Origin of the sequence: Longimicrobium sp. (genome assembly GCF_036387355.1) — a bacterium.
Lineage (GTDB): Bacteria > Gemmatimonadota > Gemmatimonadetes > Longimicrobiales > Longimicrobiaceae > Longimicrobium.
In genome coordinates this window covers 1-13,217 of record NZ_DASVTX010000009.1, presented here as the reverse complement: position 1 = coordinate 13,217, position 13,217 = coordinate 1, and the positions used below count along the sequence as shown (strand labels likewise).

General features: G+C 69.8%; 11 protein-coding genes. 5 read left to right on the top strand and 6 right to left on the bottom strand.

Going from position 1 to position 13,217, the window contains the following annotated elements:
- Window positions 1–855: 855 nt before the first annotated feature.
- From VF665_RS00485 to msrP, 3 genes are all read right to left on the bottom strand, one after another.
- Window positions 856–1,143, bottom strand: coding sequence for a hypothetical protein (locus VF665_RS00485; RefSeq protein ID WP_331051432.1), 288 nt, complete (start codon window positions 1,141–1,143; stop codon window positions 856–858).
- Between the two features lie 63 nt (window positions 1,144–1,206).
- Entirely contained in the window at window positions 1,207–1,869 is a 663-nt protein-coding gene (locus VF665_RS00480) for a protein-methionine-sulfoxide reductase heme-binding subunit MsrQ (protein ID WP_331051431.1), read from the bottom strand.
- 2 nt (window positions 1,870–1,871) lie between these two features.
- Entirely contained in the window at window positions 1,872–2,780 is a 909-nt protein-coding gene (msrP, locus tag VF665_RS00475; protein ID WP_331051430.1) for a protein-methionine-sulfoxide reductase catalytic subunit MsrP, read from the bottom strand.
- A gap of 231 nt (window positions 2,781–3,011) precedes the next feature.
- Here msrP and VF665_RS00470 point away from each other — a divergent pair, with 231 nt between their 5' ends.
- Window positions 3,012–4,487, top strand: a complete 1,476-nt coding sequence (locus VF665_RS00470) for an NAD(P)/FAD-dependent oxidoreductase (RefSeq protein WP_331051429.1) — start codon at window positions 3,012–3,014, stop codon at window positions 4,485–4,487.
- A gap of 40 nt (window positions 4,488–4,527) precedes the next feature.
- On the opposite strand, the gene VF665_RS00465 is transcribed toward VF665_RS00470, so the two are convergent.
- From VF665_RS00465 to VF665_RS00455, 3 genes are all read right to left on the bottom strand, one after another.
- Entirely contained in the window at window positions 4,528–4,794 is a 267-nt protein-coding gene (locus VF665_RS00465) for a hypothetical protein (protein ID WP_331051428.1), read from the bottom strand.
- Window positions 4,795–5,308: 514 nt separating this feature from the next.
- On the bottom strand, window positions 5,309–6,571 hold the full coding sequence (locus tag VF665_RS00460) for a hypothetical protein (protein ID WP_331051427.1): 1,263 nt from the start codon (window positions 6,569–6,571) through the stop codon (window positions 5,309–5,311).
- Between the two features lie 619 nt (window positions 6,572–7,190).
- Complete coding sequence (locus tag VF665_RS00455; protein ID WP_331051426.1) at window positions 7,191–7,481, bottom strand: hypothetical protein; 291 nt, start codon at window positions 7,479–7,481, stop codon at window positions 7,191–7,193.
- Window positions 7,482–7,774: 293 nt separating this feature from the next.
- Between VF665_RS00455 and VF665_RS00450 the strand changes: the two genes are divergently transcribed.
- The 4 genes from VF665_RS00450 (at window position 7,775) to VF665_RS00435 (ending at window position 13,209) form a co-directional block, all read left to right on the top strand.
- Window positions 7,775–9,373 (top strand): alkaline phosphatase family protein, encoded by a 1,599-nt coding sequence (locus VF665_RS00450; protein ID WP_331051425.1) that lies wholly within the window; start codon window positions 7,775–7,777, stop codon window positions 9,371–9,373.
- Window positions 9,374–9,974: 601 nt separating this feature from the next.
- Window positions 9,975–11,516, top strand: coding sequence for an FAD-dependent oxidoreductase (locus VF665_RS00445; RefSeq protein WP_331051424.1), 1,542 nt, complete (start codon window positions 9,975–9,977; stop codon window positions 11,514–11,516).
- On the top strand, window positions 11,513–12,178 hold the full coding sequence (locus VF665_RS00440; protein WP_331051423.1) for an HAD family hydrolase: 666 nt from the start codon (window positions 11,513–11,515) through the stop codon (window positions 12,176–12,178). Before VF665_RS00445 ends, VF665_RS00440 begins: the two co-directional genes overlap by 4 nt.
- Window positions 12,179–12,258: 80 nt before the next feature.
- Window positions 12,259–13,209: a DMT family transporter gene (locus tag VF665_RS00435; RefSeq protein ID WP_331051422.1), complete on the top strand. Its 951-nt coding sequence runs from the start codon at window positions 12,259–12,261 to the stop codon at window positions 13,207–13,209.
- Window positions 13,210–13,217 lie beyond the last annotated feature (8 nt).

Here is a 13,217-nt window from a genome sequence, read left to right as displayed (position 1 = left end):
TGAGCGACTGAAGTCGCCGCAACAACGGCGGAAAGTCTCCCCAAACAGACGGGGAGACTTCACCTGCACGCGGCCGCGGTTGCCGATGACGTTCTCCCCGCTCCGTGCGGCTGATTGCACGGGGAGGGCCGGGGAGGGGCCCTGCCGGCCGCGCGCGCCGACCTCAGCCCCTGTGCCGAACGGCTCCCCCTCTCCCGCGGAGCGGGTGGAGGGGGGTTGGGGGGAGGGGGCCTCCTTCCGCCGCATCGGCACCGTCCGAACCACACTGAAATGCAGTTCTCCCCTCTCCGTGCGGCAGTTTGCACGGGGAGGGGCCCGCGCACAGCGCGACGCCGTTCCCGCCCGGCCCCATCCTGAGCGGATGAATCCGCCGCTCGAACAGCGGTAAGCCCCGACTCGCGGCCGCTGACGCGTCCACGATCGAGGCTTCAACCGACCCGGCGAACGGTCCGGCGCGGGGGCGCGCACCGGACCAACCGCCGCAGTCCGCGGAGGCGGACTTTGTGTAATTCGAGGCGCGGTTTGAACCGCCGGGCACGGACCCCGGCGACCCCCGCACCATCCTCCGTCTCCGCGCCGAACGGCTCCCCCTCCCCCGCTTGCGGAGAGGGGCTGGGGGAGCGGGGTGCCTCAATGCGCCTCGACTCCGCCCGACGCACGATTCTGGGGTGTGCCCCCTCTCCCACATCTGTTCGTGGGAGAGGGTGGACGCGTCTCAGCGCGGACGGGTGAGGGCCACATCCGCGGATCCGCACAATCATCCGCATCCCATCCCATCCATCGCCCACGAAAAAGGCCGCCCCGTGCACCCGGGCGGCCTTCTTCCATCCATCAACCAGAACGAGGTTCAGCCGCTCAATTCCGCTCGGGCCGCACAGGCGCGCCGGCCAGCAGCTTGGGATCGGTGGTGATCAGCGCCTCGGCAAAGTCCTGCCGCTCCTCGATCTGGTCCAGCCGTCCGTCAATGCTGGAAAGCACCTCGCGGATGCGCGTCAGCTCCACTTCGGGGGTGGCGCGCAGCTTGGCCTGCGTCACGGCATCCAGAAACACTCCGAGCCGCTTGGAGATCGGGCGAAGGATCAGCACACCGCCGGTGGTGAGGATCAGCGTGCACAGTACGATCATCATGGCCAGGCCATCCATCCCCACGTCTCCTGATTCAGTGTGCCGGACCCGGAAGCCGCCACCGCCGCGCATCGTCTGCCGTCACCCCCGGACCGCGGGCCGCTCCGGGGCGGGCGCGCGGCGCGGGGGATCGCGCTTCTGCTTCTTCGCCTTTCCGATGGGCAGAACGCGAAAGAGCAGGAGAACGGCGAGCACGGCCGCAAAGATGAGCGGCTCGCGAAGGTCCTTCTTGACCAGCCAGAGGAAGTGCAGCACCCCCAGCCCCGCCGCAACATACACCAGCCGGTGCAGCTTCTGCCACCTCTTGCCCAGCCGGCGGATCATCCCCTTGGTGCTGGTGAGCGCCAGCGGCGTAAGAATCACCAGCGCCGCGAAGCCGACGGTGACGTACGGGCGCTCCAGAATGTCCTCGGTGATGTACCCCCACGAGAAGCCCTGGTCCACCATGTAGATGAGAAAGTGGACCACCGCGTAGCCGTACGCGCACAGCCCCAGCGTGCGCCGCACGGGCGCCAGCCAGTTCCACCGCGTCAGCGCGCGCAGCGGGGTCACGGAAAGCGACAGCATGAGCATGAGCAGCGCCGCCCAGCCGGTGCGGTGCGTGACCTCCTTGATGGGGTCGGCGCTCAGCCCGGTGGTGAACGCGGCCAGCACCATCAGCAGCAGCGGAACCAGCCCGCCGATCCACGCGACGGGCCGGATCCACCGGGCGGCCTGCAGCTGCCAGGGCGCGGGAGCCGCCATGCTCAGAAGTTCCGGCGCAGGTCCAGGCCGCTGTACAGGCTGGCCACCTCGCTGTAGCCGTTGAACATGAGCGTGGGCCGGCGCCGCCACTCACCGATGCGGCGCTCGCGCGCCTGCGACCAGCGGGGGTGGTCCACCTGCGGGTTCACGTTGGCGTAAAACCCGTACTCCGTGGGCGCCGACACCTGCCACGTGTTGCGCGGCTGCCGGTCCACAAAGCGGATGCGCACGATGGACTTGATGTTCTTGAAGCCGTACTTCCACGGCACCACCAGCCGCAGCGGCGCCCCGTTCTGCGCGGGGAGCGGGCGGCCGTAGATGCCCGTGGCCAGCAGGGTGAGCGGATGCATGGCCTCGTCCATCCGCAGCCCCTCCAGGTAGGGCCAGTCCAGCACCTGCCGCCGCTGCCCCGGCATCTGCGCGGGGTCGTGCAGGGTGGTGAACTCCACGAAGCGCGCCCCCGCCCGCGGCCGCGCCTGGTTGATCACGTCGCGCAGCTGAATGCCGCGCCATGGGATCACCATGGACCACGCCTCCACGCAGCGCATGCGGTACGTGCGGTCGACGACGCGGTTGGCGCGCACAAGGTCGTTGAAGGCGTAGCGGCCCGGCCGGTCGCACAGCCCGCCGATCTCCACCGTCCACGGGCTGGTGCGCAGGGTGCGCGGCGCGTTACGGGCCGGGTCGCTCTTGTCCGTCCCGAACTCGTAGAAGTTGTTGTAGCTGGTGATGTCTTCGTACGAGTTCGGCTTGTCGTCCTGCTCGCCGCCTGGCGCGCAGGCCAGCAGCGCGGAGGGCACGGACGCCGCCGCCACCGCGCCCGCCGCCGCGCCGATCCACTGGCGGCGGTTCAGGTACAGCCCCTCGGGGGTGATTTCGGACGACGGAATCTCGGGCTTCTTGATCAGCATCGGGTCCCTCTCTGCGATGGTGCCGCGCCGCGTTCCGGGCGGGTATGGCTGTAACGCCCAACCTGCGTGCAAGGTTCCCGCCGGAGCGGATGGAGTGCCTTCGCGCGCGGGCCTGCCGGGGATGGATACGCACCGCCCGCGCCCCGCGGATTCGTCGCCGCGCGGCGTGGTATGCCTCGTGCCCGCCCCGCCGCACGGGACGGCGAGCGGATTCCAGCGGGGGACGGAGGGATGGCGAGAACGGATGCCGTGGTGGTGGGATCGGGGCCCAACGGGCTTGCCGCGGCGATCGCGCTCGCGCAGGCGGGGCGCAGCGTGGTGGTGCGCGAGCGGGCGGACGTGATCGGCGGGGGGATGCGCACGGAGGAACTGACCCTGCCCGGCTACCTGCACGACGTGTGCAGCACCGTGCACCCGCTGGGCGTGTCGTCTCCCTTCTTTCGCACGCTGCCGCTGGAGGAACACGGGCTGGAGTGGATCCACTCCCCGGCCTGCCTGGCCCACCCGTTCGACGACGGCACCGTGGCCATGCTGGAGCGGTCCATGGACGACACGGGTGCCACGCTGGGGCCGGATGCCAGGGCGTGGAAGAAGATGTTCAAGCCGTGGGTGGACCGGTGGCTGGTGCTGGCGGAAGACGTGCTGGGCCCGCTGGAGTTTCCGGACCACCCGTTTCTGCTGGCCCGCTTCGGGCTGTCGGGGCTGCAGTCCGCGTACGGGCTGGCGAAGCGCTCGTTTCGCGGGCACCAGGCGCGGGCGCTGTTCAGCGGCAACGCGGCGCACTCCATGGTGCCGCTCACGGAGTCGCCCACGGCGGCGTTCGGGCTCACCCTTGCCGCGGCGGGGCACGCGGTGGGGTGGCCCATCGCGCGCGGCGGGTCGCGCAGCATCGCCCACGCGCTCGCCTCGCACCTGCGCTCGCTGGGCGGCGAGATCGTCACGGGCGCGCCGGTGGAGAACATCGACGAGCTCGCCGGCACACCCCTGATCCTGATGGACCTTACGCCGCGGCAGGTGCTGCGCATCGCCGGGCACCGGCTTCCCGCGCGGTATCGCGCCACCCTGGAGCGGTACCGCTACGGGGCGGGCTCGTTCAAGATGGATTGGGCGCTTCGGGAGCCCATCCCGTGGCGCAATCCGGAATGCCGGCGCGCGGCCACGGTGCACCTGGGCGGGATCATGGACGAGGTCGCCGCGTCGGAGCACGCGCCGCTGGCGGGGCGCATTCCCGAAAAGCCGTTTACCCTCGTGGTGCAGCCCACGCTGTTCGATCCATCCCGCGCGCCGGCGGGCGGGCACATCGCCTGGGCATACTGCCACGTGCCCTTTGGCAGCGACGTGGACATGACGCGGGCGATCGAAGACCAGATCGAGCGGTTCGCGCCTGGGTTCCGCGACGTGGTGGCGGCGCGCAGCGTAATGCGGCCGGCGGACCTGGAACGGCACAACCCCAACCTGGTGGGCGGCGACATCAGTGCGGGGGCCATGACGCTGCGGCAGGTGTTCTTTCGTCCCGCGCCGCGGCGGAATCCGTACGCCACCCCGGTGGACGGCCTGTACATCTGCTCCGCGTCCACCCCGCCCGGCGGCGCCGTCCACGGCATGTGCGGCTACTACTCCGCCCGCGCCGCCCTGCGCCGCCGCATCACCGCCCCCACCGATGACGGCGTCGCCCCCGGGGAGGCCGTCCCGCCCACGAAGGTGTGACGGCGCCCTGAGCGCGTGCGCCGAACGGAAATTGCCGGAATCAGAGTGCGAACAGCATTCCGAGAACCATCGCGGCCGCTCCCACCAGCATGAGCATCGAAGCCAGGGGAAAGAAGCGACTCTTCTGCAGAGGACGCCCCGTGCGGATGCCGGCCACCGTGGATGCCGTGAAAAGCGCCCCGGCGACCGCGAACGTGACTCCCATGACGCCCAGCCCCAGCCAACCCGGTCCGCCACCGCGCGACGCGAGGTACGCAACCCACCCACCGTACCCCATCTGCGCCAGGAACAGAACAATCGCGATCACGTGTACGGCTGGGCGAGCGTGCCGCTCTCTGTCTCTTGTTCCGGTTTCCTGGGCTCGCATCGTCGCTCGATTCCTTTCTTTCACGGAGTCGCCCGCCCGTGCGCGTGAGAATAGCCGGACGCATATGGCGGAAAAGGAATGCGCCTCCCCAACGACATCCGCTCCAGCCGCGATTAGAGTTGAGCCATCACCCCACGATCTCACCCAGCCGCCGAGAACTCATGCGCCATCTGCTCGCCCTCGCGCTCCTCGCCTTCACCGCCGCCTGCGCAGGTGATCTTACGGGGACCGGAGAAGGCCCTGTTCGCCCAAGCCTGGATAGCGACTTGTTCACCGGCAGTGGAAACCGCGCCGAGGAGCCGCCCGCCAGGAGCGTGAGCGACAACGAATCCCCTTTGACGGAGCCGTGCACGCCCACGACCGACAGCAACGGGTTGTTCGGGGGCAGCGGCAACGATTCGGAACCGGTCTGTCCGCAGCCTTGAGTGCCAGGCCTGGGCGGGCCGTGCGAGAGTCAGCCACGTCGCCGCTCCAGCAATTCTGCGAGACGCACGCTGATGGAAGCGATCCGGGTTCCCCGCGGGGAATCCCGAGCCTGAATGGGCATCCGCCGCGTGGCGATCGCGTCCAGGATGTCCAGCGCATTCTGGTGAGACTCGACGTCTCCGCTGGCGATCGCGATCTCCACGGCGCGGGCCGCGTATGCTTCGGCGCGATCCCACTCCTTCAGCGCACATGCGCCTTCTGCAATGGACCCGTACGCGGCGGATGCCCAGCGCCCGTGGATTTCAGCCATGGAGATCACCACCCGGACCGCCTCTTCAAAGATTTCCCGACTGCCTGAACCGGCCCCGGCACGGCCCCATGTGGACGCAAAGAGCACATTCAGATCAGGCCTGGTCGCGAGGGGTACGATTTGCGTGAGCAGCGGCAGCGCCTGCGCATGCAGGCCGATTCGGAGGATGTACACACACCAGTCGTGCACCAGGCCGGGAACCGCCGGGTGGTGGACTGGATAGCTCTGAATGGCTTCCGTCGCGAACTGGAGCACCTCTTCATCGTTGCCGTCGAGAATGGCGACCAGCATCAGGTCGTGCGCTGATTCCGCCGCCTGGCGCTGGCGGCGGGTGTGGGAAGCAAGTCTGGAAGCCTGAGCAATCACCCGCTTTGCTTCGTCCACCCGGCCAACTTCTCTCAGCAGCGTACCGTAGCCCAGAAGCGCCCGGATCTGTTCGCGCCGACTCCTCTGGCGGGAGGCGAGCGTGTTTCCGCGCGAAAACCAGATTTCCGCACGGTCGTACATCGCCGCGTTTCGGGTCCGCTTTCCAGCGTCGATGGAGGTGATTGGATTCTCTGGATCCGCGACGGCGGCGGCTTCAGCCCACACCGTAGCCGTAGTGGTGAAGGCGTTCGCTTCTGCCCATGTGCTGATCTCGCTGCACGCACGCACCACCTCACCAACGCTCGCCGCGCGCGGGGCGGACCTCACCACCGTGAGCATGCCCAGTGCATGAGCCAGCATCGGCGAGCCGACTGACGGATAAGCAGGACGTTCACGCACCCCGTCTGCCGCAGGGGGAAAGAGGCGCGGTCGCTCCTCCAGCGATGCTTCTGCCCAGGAACGCACATCCCGCAAGGCGCGCCAGAGCACACTCGCGAGATGCGGCTCCAGTTCCCGCAGGATCTCGTAATCCTGAAGAGGGGGCGGGGGTGGCAGCGGCCGTCGTGGACGCCTCCTGGGACTGGAGGCGGATTCAGAGTCGTCGATCATGCTCAACCTATAATCCGGAGCCCATCCAATGGCCGCATGATCTCGGACTGGATCGATCCGGCCACCGGCTGAAGTGCTGCGCCGGGAGATCCATCTGCTCCCGTAGCGTCTGGTACAGGTGCTTGAGAGGGTTGTGGTCCTCGAGTGCCGTTGACCTTGGCTCCAGCACGCTCACCGCGGGAGCCACACTACTGATGGTTACATCGTCGACCACCGCACCCTGTCCGTGCCCTGCTTCTCGCATCCCGACCTCCCGCTCCGGCTCCACTCACCCCGTATCTCCAAGTGGCACAATTGTAATTGGGGGCCGGCTCGGATGTCTCCGGGGGTGCGCACTCCTTTCCCGCCACATGCGTCCGCTCATTCAGAGCTCCTGATGGCTGTGGTCTCGGGGGACCAAACCGTGCTCGCTCGCCGCTGTTCTCCCGGCGAGTTGGCCCTCGGTGGATGGCGACCTTGAGCTTGACCACTTTGGTTAGGATTCGAGCGAGGGCGCGGTTTTCTGGCCTGCGGTGGTCTCGGGTTGAGTACCGCGGAAAAGCAGCCGACAGAAGTGCACGTAAATGCAGAACGGCCGCGGACCCGGGTGCGGGGTCCGCGGCCGTTTTCGTGGGGGTGCGGGAGGTCAGGCGCGGCTGGGACGGGTGGGTTCCACGTCTCCGCGGCGGCGCGCCCACATCCGCAGGCTGGCCACCGTGCCCTGCAGGTCATCCAGCTCCTCATCGGACAGGTGCCGGTCTTCGGCATAGCGCCGCAGCACGTCCGGCGTCACCGCCTCCACCGAATCCACCGCCACGCGGCCCTGCATCCAAGCGGCCAGCCCGCGGAGCGTGTCTTCCTCCTGCTTGGGCGTCCACGGGCGCGACGGTCCGTCCCCGCACAGGTACTCCCCGACTGCGTCGTTGAAGCCTGTCATTTATGCAATCTCCCGCTGGAATGCGCGCACGGACCCATCCCGCGCCGGTATCCGCATGCCCCGCGCCCGCGCGAGCGCAGCCCGGGGCGCGGCGGATGCGCTGCACGAATCAGACGGACGTTCGCGCCCGGCGGTCACGGTCGTGTCGCGGTCCCGCCACGGACGCGCACGCCGGTCAGCGGCTTGCACCGGGCACCACCGCCTGCCCCTCCGAACCGAGTGCGGGATGGCACAAGTCGTTTGGAATGAATACCTTGTCCTGATCCACCCCCTCGATTGACGCAGGAACACGAATGATCGCAAGACTGACCGCGGCCGCGGCGCTGGCCGCGGCCCTCGCGCTTCCCGCCGCCGCGCAGACGGCTCCCGCGCAGGGTGCGCGGCCGTCGCTGGTGGTGTTCATCACCGTCGACCAGCTGCGGCCGGACTACTTCGCGCGCTACCAGCACCAGCTCACGGGCGGGCTGGCCCGGCTGGCGCGCAACGGCGCGTTCTACCGCAACGGCATGCAGGACCACGCGATCACCGAAACCGCGCCCGGGCACGCCAGCACGCTTTCCGGACGGTTTCCCGCCAGCACGGGCATTGTGGCCAACGTGTACGGCGTGGGCGACACCACCGCGCGGCTGCTGACGGGGACAATGATGGGCGCGTCGCCGTTCCGCTTTCGCGGCACCACGCTGATTGACTGGATGCGCGCCGCCAACCCGGCCAGCCGCGCGCTCTCCATCTCCCGCAAGGACCGCGGCGCCATTCTGCCGCTGGGGCGCGCGAAGCAGTCCGTGTTCTGGTACGACTACCAGGGCGGCTTCACCACCAGCCGCTACTACGCCGACACCCTTCCCGCCTGGGTGCGGCGCTTCAACGCGCGGCGCATTCCGCACGGCATGGCGGGGCGCGAGTGGAACCTTCTGCTGCCCGCGGGCGAGTACCCGGAGCCGGACACGGTGCTGGCGGAAAGCCGCACGCCCATTGCGCGCGGCGCGCACGAGCCGGCTTTTCCGCACCGCATTCCGACCGATCCCGACAGCGCCGCGCGGTACTTCACCGAGTTCCCCTTCATGGACCAGCTGACCGCGGACGCCGCCATCACCGGCCTGCGCGAGATGCGGCTGGGGCGCGGCGATCACCCGGACCTGCTGGCCGTGTCCTTCTCCACGACCGACGCGGTGGGGCACCGCTACGGCCCGGACTCGCGTGAAATCCACGACCAGGTGCTGCGTCTGGACCGCACGCTGGGCGCGTTCATCGATTCCGTGTACGCGCAGGTCGATTCGTCCCGCGTGGTGTTCGCGCTCACGGCGGACCACGGCGTGGCGTCGCTGCCGGAAGTCGCGCACCCCGGCGCCTCGCGGGGGTGGCACGTGAGCCTGGACACGCTCGTGGTGGCGATGCGCAACGAGCTTGGCGCGGGGGTGGATCCCGCGGCGTTCCTCACCGACGACGGCATCCTCTTCCTGCGGCCGGAACTGCTGCCGCGCGGGGTGAACGCCGACTCGCTGGCGCGGGCCTTTGCGGCGCGGGTGCGTCGGGTTCCGGGGGTGCACCGCGTGGACCGGATGGCGGACCTGTGGGCGCTGGGCCCCGAGGCGCTGGAGCGGGACTCCATCGGGCGGCGCTGGGTGCACATGATTCCGCGCGACCAGCCGATTCCGGTGGTGGTGACGCTGGATCCGGGGCGCGACTGGGGAACCGGCCTGTACGCGGTGCACGGGACGCCCCACGCGTACGACGTGCACGTGCCGGTGATCTTCTACGGCCCCGCCTTTCGCCCGGGCCGGCACGACGAGCCGGTGCGGGTGGTGGACATGGCCCCCACCCTTGCCGCCATCCTCGGCATTCGCCCGCTGGAAGCGCTGGATGGGCGCGTGGTGGCGAGCGCGCTGCGGTAGCGGGCCACGACGCAGTTGAAGCCGCTCAGGAGGCTTCGGGCGGGAACGGCGTCGCGCTTCGCGCGGGCCCCACCCTCGGCCCCTCCCCGTGCAAACTGCCGCACGGAGAGGGGAGAACTGCAGTTCGGTGTGATTCGCACGGTGCCGATGCGGCCGAAGGAGGCCCCCTCCCCCCAACCCCCTCCACCCGCTCCGCGGGAGAGGGGGAGCCGTTTGGCGCGGGGCGAGTATCGGCGCCGACCTCTTCTCCACGCTCGAGCAGCCTCACAGCAGTACCGTGAGGCTTTCAGCAGTTGTTGCGGCGACTTCAGTCGCTCAGCAGACCCGCAGCGTCGCTGATCCCCGTGCCGATCCCTGAACCATCCGCCACTCACACCGGCACCCGCCGCCCCCGTGCAGGTGAAGTCTCCCCGTCTGTGTGGGGAGACTTTCCGCCGTTGTTGCGGCGAATTCAGTCGCTCACCGTTTCCATCCCCCGCCCCGCACTTCCCCCCCATCCCGCCTCCTGCCCCTCCTCCTTGTACGATCATTGCAACCCCGTCCCACCCCGCCGCCGCACGGGGCGCGGCGGGCGCAGGGGGCACGGGACGGGAGGCCAGGGATGCAGTCCAACGAACGGTCGGTGTCGGTGTGGGAATCCACGACGCCGCAGCGGCAGACCACGCCGCTGCGGGGCGACGCGGAAGCGGACGTGTGCGTCATCGGCGCGGGGATCGCGGGAATGACCACCGCGTACCTGCTCGCCGCGGCGGGCAAGCGCGTCATCGTGTTGGAAAAGAACGCCATCGGCGCCGGCGAGTCCGGGCAGACCACCGCCCACCTCAGCAGCGCGCTGGACGACTACTTTCACGTCCTGGAGAAGGTCCACGGCGAACAGGGCGCGCGGCTCGCCTTTGCAAGCCACCAGGCCGCCATCGAGCAGATCGGCGAAATCGTCGCGGCGGAGGGGATCCGCTGCGACTACGAGCGCGTGAACGGCTACTACTTTCTGGATCCCGACAAGACGCGCGACTTTCTGGAAACGGAGCGCGACGCCGCCCGCCGCGCCGGCGCGGACGCGGAGATGGTGGACCGCATCCCCGGCGTGCCGTTCGAAAGCGGCCCGGCGCTGCGCTTTCCGCGGCTGGGGCAGTTCCACATCCTCAAGTACCTGCACGGCCTGGCCGACGCAATCGAGCGGCGCGGCGGGCGTATCCACACCGGCACGCACGTCATGGAAGTGGAGGGCGGCGACCGCGCCCGCGTGTCCGGCGACGGGTTTTCCGTCACCGCGGGCGCGGCGGTGGTGTGCACCAATCCGCCCATCCACGACCGGTTCCGGCCCCACACCAAACAGGCGCCGTACCGCACCTACGTCGTCGCGTCCAGGATCCCGGCCGGGTCCGTGGCGCGCGCGCTCTACTGGGACACGCGCGAGTCCTACCACTACATCCGCCTGCAGCCGGTGGAGGGCGATCCGGCCCACGAGTGGCTGATCGTGGGTGGCGAAGACCACAAGCAGGCGCACGAGGATGACGAGCGGCAGAGCTACGCGCCGCTGGAAGCGTGGACACGCGAGCACTTTCCCATGGCGCAGACCTTTGACCTGCGCTGGAGCGGAATGGTGATGGAGCCCGCGGACTACCTGGCCTTCATTGGCCGGGACCCGGGCGGCCGGCGGAACGTGTACGTGGGCACGGGCGATTCCGGGCACGGCATGACGCACGGAACGATCGCCGGGATGCTCATCCGCGACCTGGTGCTGGGCCGGCCGAACGAGTGGGAAACGCTGTACGACCCGTCGCGGCTGCGCATCAGCACGGACTCGCTGATGGAGTTCGCGCAGGAAAACCTGGATGTGGCGTCCGAGTACCTGCGCCTGGCGCCCACGGGCGGCGACGTGGACGGGCCGGAGCAGATTGCCCCGGGTAGCGGCGCGGTGCTGCAGCGCGGGCTGGCCAAGGTGGCGTGCTACCGCGACCCGGGCGGTGCCGTGCACGAGATGTCGGCGCTGTGCACGCACCTGGGGTGCGTGGTGCGGTGGAATACGGAGGAGGCCAGCTGGGACTGCCCCTGCCACGGCTCGCGCTTCGGGCCCACGGGCGAGGTGCTTACCGGGCCCGCCATTACCCCGCTCAAGCGGCTGGACGGAGGTGCTTCGTGAGCGGGCTCAAGGCGGTGCTGCTGGACGTGGACGGCACGCTGATGGACAGCAACGACGAGCACGCCCGCGCCTGGGTGGACGTGTGCCAGGAATTCGGCTTCAGCGTCGATTACGAGCGCGTCCGCCGGATGATCGGGATGGGCGGCGACAAGGTGCTTCCCGAACTGACCGGGGTGGACGAGGAGGATGAGAAGGGAAAGCAGATGAAGGAGCGCCGCGGCGAGATCTTTCGCGAGCGCTATCTGCCGACGCTCAAGCCCTTTCCCCGGGCGGCGGAGCTGCTGCGCCGCTTCAGCGACGCGGGGCTCACGCTGGTCGTCGCCACCTCCGCCAGCAAGACCGACATGCAGGGATTGCTGAAGCAGGGCGGGCTGGAATCGCTGATGGATGAAAAAACGTCGTCCAGCGACGCGGAGGCGTCCAAGCCGGATCCCGACATCGTGGAGGCGGCGCTGAAGCGGGCCGGGTGCGCGCCGGACGAGGCGCTCATGCTGGGCGACACGCCGTACGACATCCAGGCGGCGAACCGCGCGGGGGTCCGGTGCGTGGCAGTCACCTGCGGCGGATGGAGCGCGGAGGAGCTGGGCGACGCGGTTGCGGTGTACCGCGATCCCGCCGATCTTCTGGCGCGGTTCCACGAGTCGCCGTTCGCGGCCGGGTAGCGCGCGCGGGGGGCGGATTCCGGATGCCGGGGGAGACGATGGGCGTCTCTCCCGGCTCGGTTTTTCAGCGGAGTGGATGGATGAGCGAGCGGGACGGGGTGGCGGACCTGGGCGCCGAGGCCACGGCGCCGGTTCCGGGATGGGGATGGACGGAAACGTCGCTGGCGCTCATGGTGCTGGTGTGGGGCGTCAACTTCGCGGTGGTCAAGGACGCGCTGCGCGTCTTTGACCCGCTGGGCTTCAACGCGCTGCGCTTCGCCATTGCCTCCGTGCTCGTGTTCGCGGTGCTGGCGTCGCGCGGCGAGATCGCGCTCCCCGCCCGCGCCGACGTGCCGCGGGTCCTGGCGCTGGGGCTGCTGGGCAACGTGTTCTACCAGATGTGCTTCATCCTGGGGCTGGACCGCAGCGCCGCCGGGCACACCAGCCTGATTCTGGCGCTCACCCCGGTAATGACGGCGTTTCTGTCCCTGGCCACGGGGCACGAGCAGCCGGGGCCGCGCACCTGGGGCGGCGCGGCGCTTTCCATCTCCGGCATCGCGCTGGTGAGCGGGGCCAGCCTGCGCGTGGAGGGTCGCGATGCGCTGGTGGGCGACGCCATTCTGGTGGTGGCCGCCTTTGCCTGGGCCGCCTACACCGTGGGCTCGCGGCCGCTGGTGGCCCGGTACGGGTCCACCCGCACGACGGCGTGGACGCTGTGGGTGGGGGCGCTGGGGCTGGTGCCGGCGGGGGTGCCGGCGCTGGCGCGGCAGGAGTGGGGGGCGGTGACGCCCAAGGCGTGGGGCGGGCTGGCCTTTTCCGCCCTGTTCGCCATCAGCCTGGCGTACCTGATCTGGTACCGCGGCGTGGAGCGGATCGGCAACACGCGCACGGCCATCTTCAGCAACCTTACGCCCATCGTGGCGCTGGCCGCGGGCGCGGTACTGCTGCGGGAGCGGCCGTCCGCGCTGGCCCTTGCCGGCGCCGCGCTCACCCTGGCGGGGGTGATGATCGTGCGCTCCGTCACTGGCTCCCGCCCGCGCCCCACGGGGTGACAACGATC

Excerpts from the sequence above, each read along its gene's own strand:
- VF665_RS00450 (WP_331051425.1), top strand. The coding sequence starts at position 7,775 with ATGATCGCAAGACTGACCGCGGCCGCGGCGCTGGCCGCGGCCCTCGCG.
- msrP (WP_331051430.1), bottom strand. The coding sequence starts at position 2,780 with ATGCTGATCAAGAAGCCCGAGATTCCGTCGTCCGAAATCACCCCCGAG.
- VF665_RS00455 (WP_331051426.1), bottom strand. The coding sequence starts at position 7,481 with ATGACAGGCTTCAACGACGCAGTCGGGGAGTACCTGTGCGGGGACGGA.
- VF665_RS00480 (WP_331051431.1), bottom strand. The coding sequence starts at position 1,869 with ATGGCGGCTCCCGCGCCCTGGCAGCTGCAGGCCGCCCGGTGGATCCGG.
- VF665_RS00485 (WP_331051432.1), bottom strand. The coding sequence starts at position 1,143 with ATGGATGGCCTGGCCATGATGATCGTACTGTGCACGCTGATCCTCACC.
- VF665_RS00435 (WP_331051422.1), top strand. The coding sequence starts at position 12,259 with ATGAGCGAGCGGGACGGGGTGGCGGACCTGGGCGCCGAGGCCACGGCG.
- VF665_RS00445 (WP_331051424.1), top strand. The coding sequence starts at position 9,975 with ATGCAGTCCAACGAACGGTCGGTGTCGGTGTGGGAATCCACGACGCCG.
- VF665_RS00470 (WP_331051429.1), top strand. The coding sequence starts at position 3,012 with ATGGCGAGAACGGATGCCGTGGTGGTGGGATCGGGGCCCAACGGGCTT.